General features: G+C 69.7%; 16 protein-coding genes. 13 read left to right on the top strand and 3 right to left on the bottom strand.

Annotation, left to right across the window (positions count from 1 at the left end):
- Positions 1-73 precede the first annotated feature (73 nt).
- From VFL64_RS01945 to VFL64_RS01930, 4 genes are all read left to right on the top strand, one after another.
- The gene (locus VFL64_RS01945; RefSeq protein WP_489538695.1) at positions 74-1,108 is read left to right on the top strand and encodes a ligase-associated DNA damage response exonuclease; all 1,035 of its coding nucleotides are present in this window, start codon (positions 74-76) and stop codon (positions 1,106-1,108) included.
- Positions 1,105-2,829, top strand: coding sequence for an ATP-dependent DNA ligase (locus VFL64_RS01940; protein WP_489538694.1), 1,725 nt, complete (start codon positions 1,105-1,107; stop codon positions 2,827-2,829). Before VFL64_RS01945 ends, VFL64_RS01940 begins: the two co-directional genes overlap by 4 nt.
- Positions 2,826-4,223 (top strand): glutathione-disulfide reductase, encoded by a 1,398-nt coding sequence (gene gorA / locus VFL64_RS01935; RefSeq protein ID WP_489538693.1) that lies wholly within the window; start codon positions 2,826-2,828, stop codon positions 4,221-4,223. The genes VFL64_RS01940 and gorA overlap by 4 nt, the downstream gene beginning before the upstream one ends.
- Positions 4,224-4,458: 235 nt before the next feature.
- On the top strand, positions 4,459-5,859 hold the full coding sequence (locus VFL64_RS01930; RefSeq protein ID WP_489538692.1) for an NAD(P)/FAD-dependent oxidoreductase: 1,401 nt from the start codon (positions 4,459-4,461) through the stop codon (positions 5,857-5,859).
- Here the strand turns inward: VFL64_RS01930 and VFL64_RS01925 are convergent.
- Both VFL64_RS01925 and VFL64_RS01920 read right to left on the bottom strand, forming a co-directional pair.
- Positions 5,850-6,749 carry a LysR family transcriptional regulator gene (locus tag VFL64_RS01925; RefSeq protein ID WP_489538691.1) on the bottom strand — a complete coding sequence of 300 codons (900 nt, stop codon included), beginning with the start codon at positions 6,747-6,749 and terminating at the stop codon, positions 5,850-5,852. The genes VFL64_RS01930 and VFL64_RS01925 overlap by 10 nt on opposite strands.
- A 258-nt stretch (positions 6,750-7,007) precedes the next feature.
- Complete coding sequence (locus tag VFL64_RS01920; RefSeq protein ID WP_489538690.1) at positions 7,008-8,042, bottom strand: asparaginase; 1,035 nt, start codon at positions 8,040-8,042, stop codon at positions 7,008-7,010.
- Between the two features lie 36 nt (positions 8,043-8,078).
- Between VFL64_RS01920 and VFL64_RS01915 the strand changes: the two genes are divergently transcribed.
- The 9 genes from VFL64_RS01915 to VFL64_RS01875 all read left to right on the top strand — a co-directional run bounded on the left by VFL64_RS01915 (position 8,079) and on the right by VFL64_RS01875 (position 15,120).
- Positions 8,079-8,960, top strand: coding sequence for an EamA family transporter (locus tag VFL64_RS01915; RefSeq protein WP_489538689.1), 882 nt, complete (start codon positions 8,079-8,081; stop codon positions 8,958-8,960).
- Between the two features lie 8 nt (positions 8,961-8,968).
- Entirely contained in the window at positions 8,969-9,778 is an 810-nt protein-coding gene (locus tag VFL64_RS01910; RefSeq protein WP_489538688.1) for a DUF429 domain-containing protein, read from the top strand.
- A 52-nt stretch (positions 9,779-9,830) separates the two neighbouring features.
- Entirely contained in the window at positions 9,831-9,998 is a 168-nt protein-coding gene (locus VFL64_RS01905) for a DUF3606 domain-containing protein (protein WP_489538687.1), read from the top strand.
- Positions 9,999-10,265: 267 nt separating this feature from the next.
- On the top strand, positions 10,266-10,841 hold the full coding sequence (locus VFL64_RS01900) for a GbsR/MarR family transcriptional regulator (protein WP_489538686.1): 576 nt from the start codon (positions 10,266-10,268) through the stop codon (positions 10,839-10,841).
- Between the two features lie 58 nt (positions 10,842-10,899).
- Entirely contained in the window at positions 10,900-11,370 is a 471-nt protein-coding gene (locus VFL64_RS01895; protein WP_489538685.1) for a thiol-disulfide oxidoreductase DCC family protein, read from the top strand.
- Positions 11,367-12,707 carry an SDR family oxidoreductase gene (locus tag VFL64_RS01890; RefSeq protein ID WP_489538684.1) on the top strand — a complete coding sequence of 447 codons (1,341 nt, stop codon included), beginning with the start codon at positions 11,367-11,369 and terminating at the stop codon, positions 12,705-12,707. The genes VFL64_RS01895 and VFL64_RS01890 overlap by 4 nt, the downstream gene beginning before the upstream one ends.
- Before the next feature lie 60 nt (positions 12,708-12,767).
- Positions 12,768-14,246 carry a potassium/proton antiporter gene (locus VFL64_RS01885; RefSeq protein ID WP_489538683.1) on the top strand — a complete coding sequence of 493 codons (1,479 nt, stop codon included), beginning with the start codon at positions 12,768-12,770 and terminating at the stop codon, positions 14,244-14,246.
- 2 nt (positions 14,247-14,248) lie between these two features.
- Positions 14,249-14,650, top strand: a complete 402-nt coding sequence (locus tag VFL64_RS01880) for a YkvA family protein (protein WP_489538682.1) — start codon at positions 14,249-14,251, stop codon at positions 14,648-14,650.
- On the top strand, positions 14,647-15,120 hold the full coding sequence (locus VFL64_RS01875; protein WP_489538681.1) for a thermonuclease family protein: 474 nt from the start codon (positions 14,647-14,649) through the stop codon (positions 15,118-15,120). The genes VFL64_RS01880 and VFL64_RS01875 overlap by 4 nt, the downstream gene beginning before the upstream one ends.
- Positions 15,121-15,123: 3 nt before the next feature.
- On the opposite strand, the gene rocF is transcribed toward VFL64_RS01875, so the two are convergent.
- Positions 15,124-16,050 (bottom strand): arginase, encoded by a 927-nt coding sequence (gene rocF, locus VFL64_RS01870; RefSeq protein WP_489538680.1) that lies wholly within the window; start codon positions 16,048-16,050, stop codon positions 15,124-15,126.
- Positions 16,051-16,058: the final 8 nt, after the last annotated feature.

Here is a 16,058-nt window from a genome sequence, read left to right as displayed (position 1 = left end):
TGCTTGTGTCCGTGCTCAGCCCCCAAGGGGCGCAGTCCGGCTTGGGGCGGCCCGGCGCCGGACGGTTTCCGCCATGGACCTGATCGTCCAACGCCCCGAGGGCTTGTACTGCCCGCCAGGCGACTTCTACATCGACCCCTGGCGGCCGGTGGACCGCGCCGTCATCACCCACGCCCACGGCGACCATGCCCGCGTGGGCCATGGTCACTACCTCGCGAGTGCGAAGTCCGAAGGCGTGCTGCGTTCACGCCTGGGCGAGATCCCGCTGCAGACGCTGGGTTATGGCGAGGCCATCGAGCACCACGGCGTGCGCCTCAGCCTGTACCCCGCCGGCCACGTGCTGGGCTCGGCACAGGTGCGCCTGGATCACGGCGGCGAAGTGTGGGTGGCCTCGGGCGACTACTTCGTCTCGGGCGTGGACGACAGCAACACCACCTGCGAACCCTTCGAGCCGGTGCGCTGCCACTGCTTCATCACCGAATCGACCTTCGGCCTGCCCATCTACCGCTGGCAGGCGCAGCGCGAGGTGTTCGACGACATCAACGCCTGGTGGCGCGGCAATGCCGAGGCCGGGCGCGCCAGCCTGCTGATGGGTTACAGCTTCGGCAAGGCGCAGCGCATCCTGGCCGGTGTCGATGCCAGCATCGGGCCGATCGTCACGCACGGCGCGGTCGACCCGCTCAACGAGGCCTATCGCGCGGCCGGCGTGGCACTGCCGGCCACGCACCGGGCGAACGACCTCGACAAGGCCGCACTCGGCAGGGCCCTGGTCGTCGCGCCGCCCTCGGTGCAAGGCTCCGCCTGGACCAAGCGCTTCGGCGACTACAGCGATGCCTTCGCCAGCGGCTGGATGCAGCTGCGCGGCGCTCGCCGCCGCCGCGCGGTCGACCGCGGCTTCGTGCTCAGCGACCACGCCGATTGGCCGGGCCTGCAGCGCGCCATCGCGGCCACCGGTGCGCAGCGCGTGATCGTGACGCACGGCTACGAGGCCATCATGGTGCGATGGCTGCAGGAGCAGGGCCTGCAGGCCGAAGCCTTCGAGACGGAATACGACGACGAGCGCGCCGACGTGCAGAAGCCCGCCGGTGATGTGGGGAGCAACGAGTGAAGCGCTTCTCGCAGCTCTTCAACGAACTCGACGCGAGCACCGCCACCAGCGCCAAGGTCGAGGCCTTGAAGCGCTACTTCGGCGACGCCCCCGATGCCGACGCCGCCTGGGCGGTCTACTTCCTCTCCGGCGGCAAGCCGCGGCAGGTGATCCCGACCGGTGTGCTGAGCGAGATGGCACGCCGCCAGGCCGGCATCGAGCCCTGGCTCTTCGACGAGTGCTACCAGGCCGTGGGCGACCTCGCCGAGACCATCGCCCACGTGTTGCCCATGGCCGAGCACACGAGCGACGTGGGCCTGGCCGAATGGGTGGAGAAGCGGCTGCTGCCGCTGCGCGAGGCCACGCCCGAGCAGCAGGCCGAGCGCATCACCGCCTACTGGAACGAACTCGACACCTCCGGCCGCTTCCTGCTCACCAAGCTGATCGGCGGCGGCTTCCGTGTCGGCGTGAGCAAGCTGCTGGTGCAGCGCGCCCTGGCCGCGCACACCGGCGTGGACGCCAAGCTGATCGCGCAGCGCATGATGGGCTACACCGACAAGACGGCGCGGCCCGACGCGGCCGGCTACCGCGCGCTGCTGGCGCACGAGTCGGTGCAGGCCGCGGGCGACTCGGGCCAGCCCTATCCCTTCTTCCTGGCCCATGCGGTCGAAGCGCAGGTGGCCGACTTCGAGGCGCGCCTGGGCCCGCCCGCCGACTGGCTGGTGGAGTGGAAGTACGACGGCATCCGCGCCCAGGTGGTGCGCCGGAGCGGCAACATCTGGGTGTGGTCGCGCGGCGAGGAGCTCATCACCGAGCGCTTTCCCGAGGTGATGGGCATCGCCGGCCAGTGGCCCGACGGCACCGTGGTCGACGGCGAGATCCTGGTCTGGAGGGACGACCGACCCGCCCCTTTTGCGCTGCTTCAACAGCGCATCGGCCGCAAGACGCTGACCAAGAAGGTGCTGGCCGACGCGCCCGTCACCTTCATCGCCTACGACCTGCTGGAGTGGCAGGGCGAAGACATCCGCGCCTGGCCGCAGCACCGCCGGCGCGAGGCCTTGCTCGCGCTGGCCGCCCAGGTGAGCGGGCAGGCGCTGCGCGTGTCGCCCACGCTCGAACTCGCCACCTGGCCCGAGCTCGCCACGCTGCGCGAGGAGTCGCGCGCCCGTGGCGTCGAGGGCTTCATGCTCAAGCACCGTGACGCCCGCTATGGCACCGGCCGCAGGAAACAGGAGGGCTTGGCCGAAGGCACCTGGTGGAAGTGGAAGATCGACCCGCTCAGCGTGGACTGCGTGCTCATCTACGCCCAGGCCGGCCACGGCCGCCGCGCGAGCGTCTACACCGACTACACCTTCGCGGTGTGGAATCGGCAGCCGGGCGACGCCGCCGAGGCGCAAGCGGTCATCGACGCCATCGAGCGCCGCGAGCCACCGCAGCCCGAGGCGCTGCAGCTGGTGGCCTTCGCCAAGGCCTACTCCGGCCTCACCGACGAAGAGTTCCGCGAGGTCGACCGCGTGATCCGCGCCACCACGCTGGAGAAGTTCGGCCCGGTGCGCAGTGTCAGGCCGACGATGGTGTTCGAGCTGGGCTTCGAAGGCATCAACCACAGTTCGCGCCACAAGAGCGGCATTGCCGTCCGATTCCCCCGCATGCTGCGCATCCGCAATGACAAGCCGCTGCACGAAGCCGACACATTGGCGACACTGCAAGCCCTGATGAACCTCGGCGAGGACCCTCCATGAGCACCCCCCATTTCGATTGCGACCTGTTCGTCATCGGCGCCGGCAGCGGCGGCGTGCGCGCCAGCCGCATGGCTGCACAGCGCGGCGCGCGTGTGGTGGTGGCCGAGGCCGGGCCGCTGGGCGGCACCTGCGTCAACGTCGGCTGCATCCCCAAGAAGCTGTACAGCTACGCCGCGCAGTACGGCGAGAGCTTCGAGCAGTCGCACGGTTTTGGCTGGCAGGGCGAGAAGCCGGTGTTCGACTGGGGCGTGCTCAAGCAACGCCGCGCCGCCGAGATCAGGCGCCTGAACGGCGTCTACCACGGCCTTCTCAACGGTGCAGGCGTGCAGTTGCTGCGCGGCTGGGCTCGGCTGGTCGACGCGCACACGGTGGAGGTCGACTGCGAAGGCGGCTCGCAGCGGCTCACGGCCAGGCACATCCTGCTGGCCACCGGTGGCGCGCCGGTAGAGGCGGCGGGGCCGGGCGCCGAATGGGCGGTCAACTCCGATCAGATGTTCGACCTTGACCCCTTCCCCAAACGCCTGCTGGTGGTGGGTGCCGGCTACATCGCCTGCGAGTTCGCGTCCATCTTCCAGGGGCTGGGTGCGCAGGTGACGCAGGTGCACCGCGGCCCGCAGCTGCTGCGCGGCTTCGATGGCGAAGCGGCGGGCTTCCTGGCCGCCGAGATGCGCAAGAAGGGCGTGGCCCTGCATCTGCAGACCACCATCGAAAGCGTCGAGAGGGTGGGGGCGGTCCAGCATGTGCGTCTCGGCAACGGCAGCTTGGTCGAGGCCGATGCCGTGCTGCACGCCACCGGCAGGCGCGCGCGCACCGCCGACCTGGGGCTGGAGAATCTCGGCATCACGCTCAACAGCGACGGGTCGGTTCCGGTGAACGAGCACCTGCAGACGGTCGTGCCCTCGGTCTACGCGCTGGGCGACCTGATCGGCCGCAAGGCACTCACCCCCGTGGCACTGGCCGAGGCCATGTACTTGGTCGACCAGCTGTTCGGCCCGGCGGCCGGCAAGGCAGCGCGCCAGCCGCTCGATTACGGCCTGGTGCCTACCGCCATCTTCACCCACCCCAGCGTGGGCACCGTGGGCCTGAGCGAAGACGCCGCCAAAGAGAGGTGTGGCCGCGTGCGCGTCTACCGCGCCGAGTTCAAGGCCTTGCAGCACACCCTGTCCGAGAGCACCGAACGCACGCTGATGAAGCTGCTGGTCGACGACGCCAGCGACCGCGTGGTCGGCTTGCACATGGTGGGCCACGACGCGGGCGAGGTGATTCAGGGCTTTGCCGTGGCGCTGCAAGGCGGGCTCACCAAGGCAGTGTTCGACCGCACCCTGGGCATCCACCCCACCGGGGCGGAGGAGTTCGTGACGATGCGAGACGTGTTGCGCGTGGTGGGCAGCTGAGGGAAGGGGCCCGGGATTTGCTAATGATGGGCTTCATCCCGCTGCGCATCGGCATCGAGATCATGTGGAGGGGCTGGGCCGAGCTGAACGGCCTTGCTCGGCCCTGAACTGCGGGTTCTCCCCGGGCCAATGTGGCCCGTTGGCGGCAGGTGCACCCGGCTCACTCGTTAGACTTGCGTGTTCGGCGAGACAGGCCTTGCCGGCGCATTTCCCTACCGAGACGAGACAGATCAACATGACCCCCATGGCCCCGCAGCAGTTCTCCGGCACCAACCCCGACGTCGTCGTCATCGGAGGCGGCCCTGCCGGCTCGACCATGGCGGCGCTGCTGGCCGAGAAGGGCCACGACGTGGTGATGTTCGAGAAGGCCCATCACCCCCGCTTCCACATCGGCGAATCGCTGCTGCCGATGAACATGCCGCTGTTCGATCGCCTGGGCGTGCGCGCCGAGGTCGAGCGCATCGGCATCGTCAAGCATGGCGCCGAGTTCGTCTCGCCCTGGCACGACCACACCAGCCGCTTCTTCTTCGCCGAGGCGATGGACAAGTCCTTCCCCTACGCCGTGCACGTGCGGCGCTCGGAGTTCGACGAACTGCTGTTCCGCCACGCCGCCAAGCAGGGTGCGCGCACCTTCGAAGGCCACCGCGTGCGCAGCGTTGACATGGACGCCGGCAAGACGGGCGACGGCCGCTCCATCGTCAAGGTGACCGGTGACGACGGCTCCGAGACCACCTGGCGGCCGCGCTTCGTGGTCGACGCGAGCGGCCGCGACACGCTGCTGTCCAACCAGTTCGACGCCAAGCAGAAGAACCCCAAGCACGCCAGCGCTGCCTTGTTCGGCCACTTCGCCAACGCCCGCCGCACGCCGGGCAAGTGGGAAGGCAGCATCACGCTGTTCTGGTTCGACCACGGCTGGTTCTGGTTCATCCCGCTGCTCGACGGCACCACCAGCGTCGGCGCGGTGGCGCACCCGGGCTACTTCAAGGAGCATCGCAAGGGCGCGAGCCTCGACGACTTCCTGATGCAGACCATCGCGCTCGCACCCAAGCTGGCCGAGCGCCTGAAGGACGCCACGCTGCTGGAGCCGGCCACCACCACCGGCAACTACGCCTACGACTCCAAGTTCTGCCGCGGCGACCGCTTCGTGATGGTGGGCGACGCCTTTGCCTTCGTCGACCCGATGTTCTCCTCGGGCGTGTACCTGGCCATGAACAGCTCGTTCGAGAGCGCCATGGCGATCGACCTCTGGCTCAAGGGCGAGGCCAAGGCCGCCGAGAAGCAGTTCCGCCGCTTCGAGAAGGTGATGATCCACGGTCCGAAGATGTTCTCGTGGTTCATCTACCGCATCACCTCGCCGGCCATCCGCAACATCTTCATGCACCCGCGCAACATCTGGCGCATGCAGGAGGCGCTGCTGTCGATCCTGGCCGGTGACCTGTTCCGCAACACGCCGGTGTGGCCGCGCCTGCTGGGCTTCAAGTTCATCTACTACGCGAATTGCCTGTCCATCCTGCCGCAGGCCATCAAGACCTGGGCCTGGCGCCGCAACAACGTGAAGAACGCCGCGGGCGACGGGCTGGCCGGCGCGCTCTACGTGCAGGACAACACCCCGCAGAGCCGTTCAACTCAGTCCTGACGCGCGAACCACTCTCCCCAGTAGTCGAGGCAGGCCTTGATCTTGGGCAGGCGCTGCCGCGTGCTGGCCGTCACGGCATAGACGGGTGACGGCTGCAGATCCACGAACCCTGCCAGCACCGGCACCAGCCGCTGCTGCTGGACCAGCGGCTCGGCGACCATGCTCGCGAGCCGGCCGATGCCCAAGCCCTGCAGCACCATGTTGGCCGCGAGGCCGGTGTCGTTGGCCCGCCAGAAGCCTTGCACCGCGAGCTTGATCGCCTTGCCGTCCACGATGAAGGGCCATTGGTTGAGCTGCGTGGCAGCGCTGTTGGTGATGAGGCGATGCGCGTGCAACTCGCTCGGGTGGGCGGGCTCGCCGGCCCGGGCCAGGTAGGCGGGCGAGGCGTACAGGGCGCGGCCCAGCGTGCCGATCTGTCGCGCGACCAGCGTCTCGGGCAGGGCGGCGCTGGTGCGGATGGCGATGTCGATGCCGTCGCGCACCATGTCGACCAGCCGGTCGTTCACCTCCAGCTCCACGCGCAGCTGCGGGTGGCGCTGGTTCAAACCGGTCAGGCTGGGCAGCAGCTGGTACTGCGCGATCACCGTGCTGGCCGCCACGCGCACCACGCCGCTGGGTTCGCGTGACTTGGCCGCGAACTCACTCTCCAGTTCCTCCAGCGTGCCGCCCAGGCGGTGGCAGTAGTCGAGAAAGGTTTCCCCTTCGGCCGTGAGCGCCAGGCCGTGGGTGGAGCGGTGGATCAGGCGTGCGCCTGCGGCCTGCTCGATGCGCGCCAGCGAGCGCGAGACCTGGCTCACCGGCACGTCACGCTCGCGCGCCACGGCCGAGAGCGTGCCCAGGGCAGCCACGCGGGCGAAGAGGGTCAGGTCGTCGAAGCTCAGGCCGTGCATGGGCCGATGGTAGGGGCGCTGGCTTTGCGCGTGGTGCAACACGCATTTGTGATCGGCGATGTTTCCGGGCCGGGCACTGCTGCCTAGAGTGGCTTCACTGCAATAGGAGGCCACCATGACCCACGATCACACGCCCACACGCTTGTCGCCGCAGGAGTTTGCAGCCCGAATGGACGAGGCAAAACTGCGTGCGGTGGCGCTGCGCCTTGAGGCCATCGACAGCTTCTGGCGCGCCGTGTGGCGCGGCCTGCGTCGCCCTCAGCCCCGGATCGACCGCAGTGCCGGCGCGGGACGCAAGCCGCCGACCTCGGTGCCGTTCCAGTTGCGCAAGACGGGCTCGCTCAAGGAGCGCATGAACACCGCCTCGTCATCGCTCAGCGGCACCAGCGCTTCGATCAATGACGCCATCACCACCTCGACCGCCCGCGCGTTGTTGCCGTCGTCCACCTTGATGGCCACGCCCAGCCCGCGCTGCGGCAGCGCCGCACAGTAGACGCCTTCGGCACCCACCTTGACGAAGGCGCGCTCGCCCAGGCGCTCCATCACCCGGGTGTCGAAGCGGCCCGTGCCGCCGACCATGAAAGGCTCGCGGGCGACTGCTTCGCGCAGCCGCTGCGCCGCGCGTGCGTGATCGGGGGAGAGGCCCTCGCCCGTGGCCACGCGCGCGAAGGCGAGGGCGAGTTGCCGCAGCGGGATGGCGTAGGTGGGGATGGCGCAGCCGTCGGTGCCGCGCGCGGCCTTCGAGAGATCGGCGCCGGTGGCGGCCTGCAGCGCCGCGCTCACCTCGCGCATCAGCGCGTGCTCGGGCCGCACGTAGCCGGCCATGAAGCGCCGCAGGTCGACACCGCCGGAGATTGCGCAGGCGAGGCAGGCAAAGCCCGCGTGCTTGCCCGAGCAGTTGTTGTGCAGCGGCGTGGGCACCCCGCCGCTCGCGGCCAGGGCGCGGCTGGCCGTGTCGAGATAGGGCCAGTGCATGCCGCATTCGAGCGCGCTCGCATCGAGGCCTGCCTTGGCCAGCATGCCGGCGGCGGTCTGCACATGGGCGGCTTCGCCGTTGTGCGAGGCGCAGGCGAGCGCCAGTTCGGCGTTGCTCAGGCCGAGCTGGTCGGCGGCACCACTGGCCACCAGCGGCAGGGCCTGCAGCAGCTTCACGGCGGAGCGCGGGAAGACGGGACGGTCGATGTCGCCGAGCGACGCCAGCACCGCACCCGCGGCATCGACGACCGCCAGCGCGCCCGCATGGCGCGATTCCACGTGCCCGCCGCGCGTCACTTCAACCAGGAGAGGGTTCATGGCGCGACTGTAGCCGCGGGCACAATCGAGGGCTTCATGTCTCTCTTCGCCCTGAGCCTCGTCCTCGTTGCCGCCCTGTTGCATGCCGGTTGGAACGTGGTCGCCAAGAAGGCCGGTGGCGACAGCCGCTTCGTGCTGTTGGTGGCCTTGTTCATCGTGGTGGTGTGGGCGCCGGTGGGCGTGTGGGCGGGCTGGGACGCCGTGCCGCGCTGGGGCTGGGCCGAATGGGGACTGATCGTGGCGAGCGGCGTCACCCACCTCGTGTACTTCAACGTCCTGCTGCGCGGATACGCGGCCAGCGACCTCACCGTGGTCTACCCCGTGGCGCGAGGCACCGGCCCGCTGGTGGCGGCCTTCGGTGCCTTGCTGCTGCTGGGTGAGTCGATGAGCGCGCTGGGTGTGCTGGGCGTGCTGGCCGTGACCGGAGGGGTCTTCCTCATCGCCGGCGGCCCCGGCCTGTGGGCCAAGGCGCACGACCCGGCGCAGCGCCAGCGCGTGCGTGCCGGCCTGGCCTACGGCACGGCCACCGGCCTCCTGATCTCGGCCTACACGCTCATCGACGGCTACGCCGTCAAGGTCTGGCTGATCTCACCCGTGTTGATCGACTACTTCGGCAACTTCGCGCGCATCCCATTCATGCTGCCGGCGGCCTTGCGTGACCGTGCGCGCTTCATGGACGCGGTGCGCACGCAATGGAAGCACGCGCTGCTGATCGCCGCCGTGAGCCCGCTGGCCTACGTGATGGTGTTGTATGCCGTGCGACTGGCGCCGCTGTCGCACGTGGCCCCGGCGCGCGAGGTGTCGATGCTGTTTGCCGCGTTGCTGGGCGGCAAGCTGCTGGGCGAGGGCGAGCGGGGCTTGCGCATCGCCGGCGCGGTGTGCATCGGGCTGGGCGTGGCCGGTCTGGCTTTGGGATGATGTTCGCCATGCAACTCGCCGGCATCGACTTCACCAGCCGCCCCACGCGGCGCAAGCCCATCACCGTGGCGCTGGGCGCGCTGGACCGTGGCGTGGTGAAGCTCTTGCGGGTGGACACGCACGAGAGCTTCGAGGGCTTCTTGGCCTGGTTGCGCACGCCCGGTCCGTGGCTGGCCGCGTGCGACTTCCCCTTCGGCCTGCCGCGCGAGCTGGTGCTCGGCTTGGGCTGGCCCACCGAGTGGCTGCCGCTGATGCGCCACTACGCGGCGCTCTCGCGCGAAGAGATCCGCGACACTTTCGCCGCCTTCTGCGACGCGCGGCCCGCGGGCGCCAAGTTTGCGCACCGCGCCTGCGACGGGCCAGCGGGTTCGTCGCCGTCAATGAAGTGGGTCAACCCGCCGGTGGCCTACATGCTGCATGCCGGCGTGCCGCTGCTGCTGGAGGCTGGCGTGCACCTGCCGGGTCTGCACACGGGCGACCCCTCGCGCGTTGCGCTGGAGGCCTACCCTGGCCTGCTGGCGCGCGAACTCATCGCCCGCCGTTCGTACAAGTCCGACGACAAGGCCAGGCAGACGCCGGAGCGCCTCATCGCCCGCAAGGACATCGTCGACGCGCTGGAGCAGGGCCGCACCCGCCTTGGCCTGCGGCTGCGCCTCTCGCACGCGCAGCGCGATGCCCTGGTGGCCGATGCGTCGGGCGACTCGCTCGATGCCGTGCTGTGCCTGGTGCAGGCGGCCTGGGCCAGCGGGCAGCCGGGCCACGGCCTGCCGGCCGATGCCGACACGCTGGAAGGCTGGATCGTGAGCGCCGTGCCCTGATGGCGTGGCGGCTTCGCAGGCTCGCGGCTTGCTGCGGGAACGCATGGCCACCATGCCTCCTCGCATCGAACTCTCCGACCCGGCTGCCGTCAGGCGTTGGTGCGAGTACTTCGGTGTGACCGTCGAGCAGTTGTGCGAAGCGGTGCAGGCGGTCGGCCCGATGGCCAAGGCGGTCGAGGAGCACCTGCTCAACCAGGGCGGCAGCGCTGGCGCCGGCTGAAGGCAGATCTTGCGGCAGGCTTTTCACCATGGCTCCAACCCCACCACCGCCCCGCCCCGCCAACCCGTCGGACGCGCCTGCGCCTTGTGAATCCTCGGCCGGAGAAGAAGACCCGGGCGCCTCGCTCGGCGACCCGGTGCTGCGCGATGCGATGCAGGGTGAGGCGCACGCTGCAAGCAAGCCGGCGGACGGCGGTCCCTTGAAGCCATCGTCTTGATTCCGAATTTCTGTATTGACAGAAATTATTGGCGCACCTAGAGTGCAGCCATGGACCTCTCACCGACCCTCTCGCGCTTTGTCCTGCACTGGGGCGAGATGGGCACGCGCTGGGGGGTCAACCGCACGGTGGCGCAGATCCATGCGCTGCTCTACATCACCGGCCGGCCCATGCACGCCGAGGAGATCACCGACACGCTGGGGGTGGCCCGCTCCAACGTGAGCAACAGCATCCGCGAACTGCAGGGTTGGAACCTGGTGCGGCTGGTGCACCTGGCCGGCGACCGGCGCGACCATTTCGAAACCAGCACCCAGGTGTGGGAGCTGTTCCGCATCATCGTCCGCGAACGCCAGCGCCGCGAGATCGCGCCCACGGTCGAGGTGCTGAGCGAGTTGCTGGCCGACCCGGCCATCAGCCGCGACCCGGCCGAAGCCAAGCTGCGCATGCGCGAGACGCTCGAGTTCCTGCAGACCCTCACGGCCTGGAGCGACGAGATGCTGCGGCTCGATACCGAAACCCTCGCCAAGGTGCTCAAGCTGGGCGCCAAGGTCAAGAAGCTGATCGGCCGCGATGCCGAGGCCGCCCTCGGAGCCGAGGTCACGCCTGCGCACCTGCTGGGGCCTTGACGAGCAAAAAATTTTTGAGCAGGTATTTCTGTTTTGACTGAAATAAATGGAGGAAAACATGAACACTGTCTACCCCGTGACCCTGCTCTATGACGCCAGCTGCCCGGTCTGCGCACTGGAGATGGACCACCTGCGCGCGCGCAACCACGAGGGCAGGTTGCGCTTCGTCGACATCAGCGCAGCAGGCTTCGACCCCGCGCCCTACGGCGCGACGCTGGCCGAGATGGATGCCGAGTTGCACGCGTGCGGCGCCGACGGCCGCCTCGTCGTCGGCGTGCCGGCCCTGCGGCTGGCTTACGAGACCGTGGGCCTGGGCTGGGTGATGCGGCCCACCGGCTGGGGGCCGTTCAGGCCGCTCGCCGACGCGGGCTACCGCCTCTTCGCGCGCCACCGGCGGCGCATCTCGGCCGCGGCGGCGCCGGTGATCGACGCGATCCGCGCTCACCGCGCCAGGCGCATGGCCGAGCGCATGCGACGCTGCGCCGAGGGGCAGTGCGAGGTTCATCACCACGATAGGAGGCCCACATGAGAGTCCTGGTCTGCGGAGCCACCGGCTGTGTCGGCCGCGCGGTGGTGCATGCGCTGCGCGCGCGTGGCCATGCGGTGATCGAAGGGGCGCGCAGCGCGGCCGACACGCGCCACAGCCTGCATGTGGACTACATGCAGACCCGCGCGCCCGATGCCTGGGCCGAGGCGCTGCGCCGTGAGCGCATCGACAGCGTGGTCAACTGCGTGGGCATCTTGATGCCCTCGCGTGGGCAGAGCTTCGAGCGTGTGCACACGCAGGGGCCGATCGAGCTCTTTCGCGGCGCGGCCCTGGCCGGCGTGGCACGTGTGATCCAGGTGTCGGCGCTGGGCGTGCGCGGGGACGCCGACACGCTTGGCACGCCCTACCTGCACAGCAAGCTGCTGGCCGACGATGCGCTGGCCAGCTTGCCGCTCGACTGGGTGGTGCTGCGCCCCTCGCTGATCTACGGCCCGGGCAGCCAGAGCGCGGCACTCTTCGCCACGCTGGCGAGCCTGCCGCTCATCTCGCTGCCGGGGTGCGGTCTGCAGCCCGTGCAGCCGCTGCACGTGTACGAACTGGCCGAGGCCATCGCGCTGCTGGTCGAGCGGCCGGGCGAGACGCGCGCCGTGCACGAGCTGGGCGGCCCACAGACACTGAGCTACCGCGCCATGCTGGCCAGCTACCGCGCGGTGCTCGGCCTGGGCGGCGCGCTGTGGTTGCCGCTGCCCATGCCGCTGATGCGCCTCACGGCGTGGCTGGCCGAGGCGGTGCCGCAGAAGGTGTTCTGCCGCGACACCATCCGCCTGCTGGAGCGTGGCAGCGTGCCGCGCGAGAACGCCCTGCCGGCGCTGCTGGGCCGCATGCCGACGGCGATGGCTCAGGGCCTGGCGGTGAGCGCGCCCGAGCCGCTGCTCGACCTGCGCGTGCACCTGAGCCCCGCCATGGCCTGTGCGGCACGCCTGTCGCTCGCCTTCATGTGGCTGTACACCGCGCTCATCAGTGCCCTGCTGCCGCAGCAGTCGGGCGTGCGGCAGTTGCTGGCGCGTTGCGGCTTCGAAGGGCAGGTGGGCGTGGCCGCGCTGGTGTTCTCGTGCAGCCTCAACGTCGCGCTGGGCCTCCTGAGCCTGCGCCGTGCCACGCCGTGGCTGCAGGCGCTACAGGTTGCGGCGGTGATCGGCTACACCGTCACCGCGGCCATCCACATGCCCGAGCTCACGCTCGACCACTGTGGCCCGCTGGTGAAGAACCTGCCGGTGCTCGCGCTGATCGTGCTGCTCTGGTGTGCTGCCAACGAGCCCGCCGTGCGCCCCGCGGCAGGGCGTGACAGGCGCGAGGTCTTGCGCAGCGCCCGCGTGTGAACCCCTCGGGCAGGTCGCCCCCATGTCGAGAAAGGTGGGCCGCTCTGCTACCGTCGCCGCATGCAGAGCTTCAACCTGTTGCTGCTGGCTGGCGGCCTGCTGGTGTTCGTGAGTCTGGTGGCCGGCGTGATGTCGGCGCGCCTGGGCCTGCCATTCCTGCTGGTGTTTCTCGTCGCCGGCATGCTGGTCGGCGTCGACGGCCCGGGCGGCGTGCGCTTCGACAACCCGCTGCTCACCGCCTGGGTGGGCAATGCGGCGCTGGCCATCATCCTGCTCGAGGGCGGTGTGAGCACGCCCATGAAGACCTTTCGCGCCGGGCTGCGGCCCGCGCTGGCGCTGGCCACGTTCGGCGTGGTGCTCACTGCGGTGGGCGTGGGTGCGGTGGCCATGCTCGTGATGAGCGTCGACTGGCGCTATGGCCTGCTGCTGGGTGCCATCGTCGGCTCCACTGATGCGGCGGCCGTGTTCTCGCTGCTGCGCCAGAGTGGCGTGCGGCTGAAGGAGCGCGTGGCGGCCACGCTGGAGATGGAGTCCGGCCTCAACGACCCGATGGCCGTGTTCCTGGTGCTGGCGCTGATCGAAGTCATCAAGGCCCATTCCGGGACCGACGAGGTGCTTCTTCTGCTGCTGCGCCAGGCCGGCCTGGGCGCCGCCTGCGGCCTGCTGGGCGGTGCGGCGGTGGCCTGGCTGTTGCGGCGCATCACGCGCAGGCTGGCGGTGACGGCGTCGTACAGCGGCCTGCTGTCGATGGTGATCGTCTCGGGCGGCGTGGTGGTGTTCGCCGCTGCCGGCCTGATGGAAGGCTCGGGCTTCCTCGCGGTGTACCTGTTCGGCCTGAGCGTGCGCGAGCGGGCTGAAGAGGCCGCGCATGCGGCGTCCTCCGCGCTCGACGGCTTTGCCTGGGCCGCACAGGCCAGCATGTTCCTGCTGCTGGGCGTGCTGGTCTCGCCGCACCATCTGCTCAATGCGCTGTGGCCCACGCTGGCCGTGGCGGGTGTGTTGATGCTGCTGGCGCGGCCGCTGGCGGTGGCGCTGTGCCTGCTGCCCATGCGCTTCTCGCTGCGCGAAAGCCTGTTCGTCGGCTGGGTGGGCCTGCGCGGTGCAGTGCCCATCGTGCTGGCGCTGTTCCCACTGCTCGCGCAGCTGCCCGACAGCTACCGCTTCTTCAACGTGGCCTTCGCGGTGGTGCTGCTCTCGCTGCTGCTGCAGGGCACCACGCTCGCATGGGCGGCACGCTCGCTGGGCGTGGTGGAACCACCGCAGGAGCCCGCGCCGGGCCAGGGGCCGGTGGCAGGCCGCCTGGTGCTCGACGCCGGCCTGCCGCTGGCCGACGTGTTCGGCTTCTTCAAGTTGCCGCTGCCTCACAACGCGGCGGCCACGTTGTGCGACTGGATGACCGAGACGCTGGCGCGCGGTCACGACGAAGGCGACGGCCTGGAGTGGCACGGCGCACACTTCGAGATCGGCGAAATGGTGGAAGGCCGCATCGCGCGGGTGCGGGTGGCGCTGGTGGGTACGGGCAAGACGGAGGGTTCCTGATCATGGGTTTCAAGGCGGGCAAGCTGCTGCGTGTTGCCAATGCGGCGCGACTGGCGACCTACGTGGTCGCGATGTGGAAGCTCTTCAAGCACCCGCAGACACCGCGCAGCGCCAAGCTGGTGGCCATCCTGGTGCTGGGCTACGTGCTGAGCCCGATCGACCTGATCCCCGACTTCATCCCCATCCTCGGCCAGCTCGACGACCTGGTCATCGTGCCGCTGGGCGTGGCCCTGGTCAGCCGTCTCACGCCCAAGCCGTTGTGGGAGGCGCAGCTGCGCGAGGCCGAGCGGTCCACGGAGAAGCTGCCACGCGTGTGGTGGGGTGTGCTGCTGATCGTTGGCATCTGGCTGCTGTTCCTGGGGCTCTTCATCTGGTGGCTGGCCCGCCTCGTGGCGAGCGCGTGAAGCAGGCGATCGCGAGTCTCTTGTGGCTGGCCCTGTGCGCGGGCGCGCAGGCATTCAGCGGCGTGGTCGTGCGCGTGACCGACGGCGACACGCTCTGGCTGCGCCCCGATGACGGTGGCCGGGCGGTCAAGGTGCGCATGGAGGGCATCGACGCACCCGAGCGCTGCCAGCCCTGGGGGCCGCAGGCCAAGGCCGCGCTGGCTTCGCGGGTGCTGAACCAGCACGTGCAGGTGAAGCAGCGTGCCTATGACGACTACCAGCGCGTCATCGGCGGGCTGTGGATGAACGGTGAAGACATCGCTGCCTGGATGGTGCGCGAGGGGCACGCCTGGAGTTACCGCTACCGCCGCAGCCTGGGGCCGTATGCCGCCGAGGAGCAGCAGGCGCGTGCCGCGCGCCGAGGGCTGTTCGCCGCGCCGGCGATGGAGCCGCGCGAGTTCCGCAAGTCGCACGGGCCGTGCGACCCCTGAGCCTCACTTGCGCATCAGCGTGCTTTTGCCGAACAGGCTCTCGATCAGGTCGACGGCCAGCTCGGCCGTGGCGTTGCGCACGTCGAGCGCGGGGTTGAGCTCCATCACGTCGAGCGAGGCGAGGCGGCCGGTGTCGGCAATCATCTCCATGCACAGCTGCGCCTCGCGGTAGGTCGGGCCGCCGAGCACGGTGGTGCCCACGCCGGGGGCAATGGGCGGGTCGAGGAAGTCGACGTCGAAGCTCACGTGCAGGTGGGTGTTGACGTCGAGCGTGGCAAGCGCGAGCTCCATGGTGTGGCGCATGCCCATCTCGTCGATGTAGCGCATGTCGAACACTTCCAGGTCCATCTCGTGCACGAAGCGCTTCTCGCCTTCGTCGACGCTGCGGATGCCGATCTGGCGGATCCACTTCGGGCTGATCGCAGGCACATGGCCGCCGATCTCGATCAGCTCCTTGGGCCCGCTGCCGCACAGGCAGGCCACCGGCATGCCGTGGATGTTGCCGCTGGGTGTGAGCACGTTGGTGTTGAAGTCGGCATGCGCGTCGAGCCAGAGAATGCGCAGCTTCTTCTTGCGGTCGCGGCAGTGGCGGGCCACGGCGCTGATCGAACCGAGGCCCAGGCAGTGGTCGCCGCCCAGCAGGATGGGCAGGCGGTCCTGCGACAGCTCGGCGTACACCGCGTCGTGCACCAGGCGGTTCCAGGCCACCACCTCGGGCAGGTGGCGATAGCCGTCGACCGGCGGCTGCCAGGGGTTGGACGGGCCGGTGAGGTTGCCGCGGTCTTCGACTTCGAGCCCGTGGCTGCGCAGCACCGGCACGATGTTGGCGACGCGCAGGGCTTCGGGCCCCATGCTCGAGCCGCGTGTGCCGGCGCCGATGTCGGTGGGGGCGCCGATGATGCTGACGGGTTTGCGCGAGGCATTGCTCATGTTTGTGC

The organism is Rhizobacter sp. (assembly GCF_035702065.1).
In the GTDB taxonomy this organism is placed as follows: domain Bacteria; phylum Pseudomonadota; class Gammaproteobacteria; order Burkholderiales; family Burkholderiaceae_C; genus Rhizobacter.
Note: the sequence above shows the minus strand (reverse complement) of the source record. Positions and strands in the feature narration are given on the sequence as shown.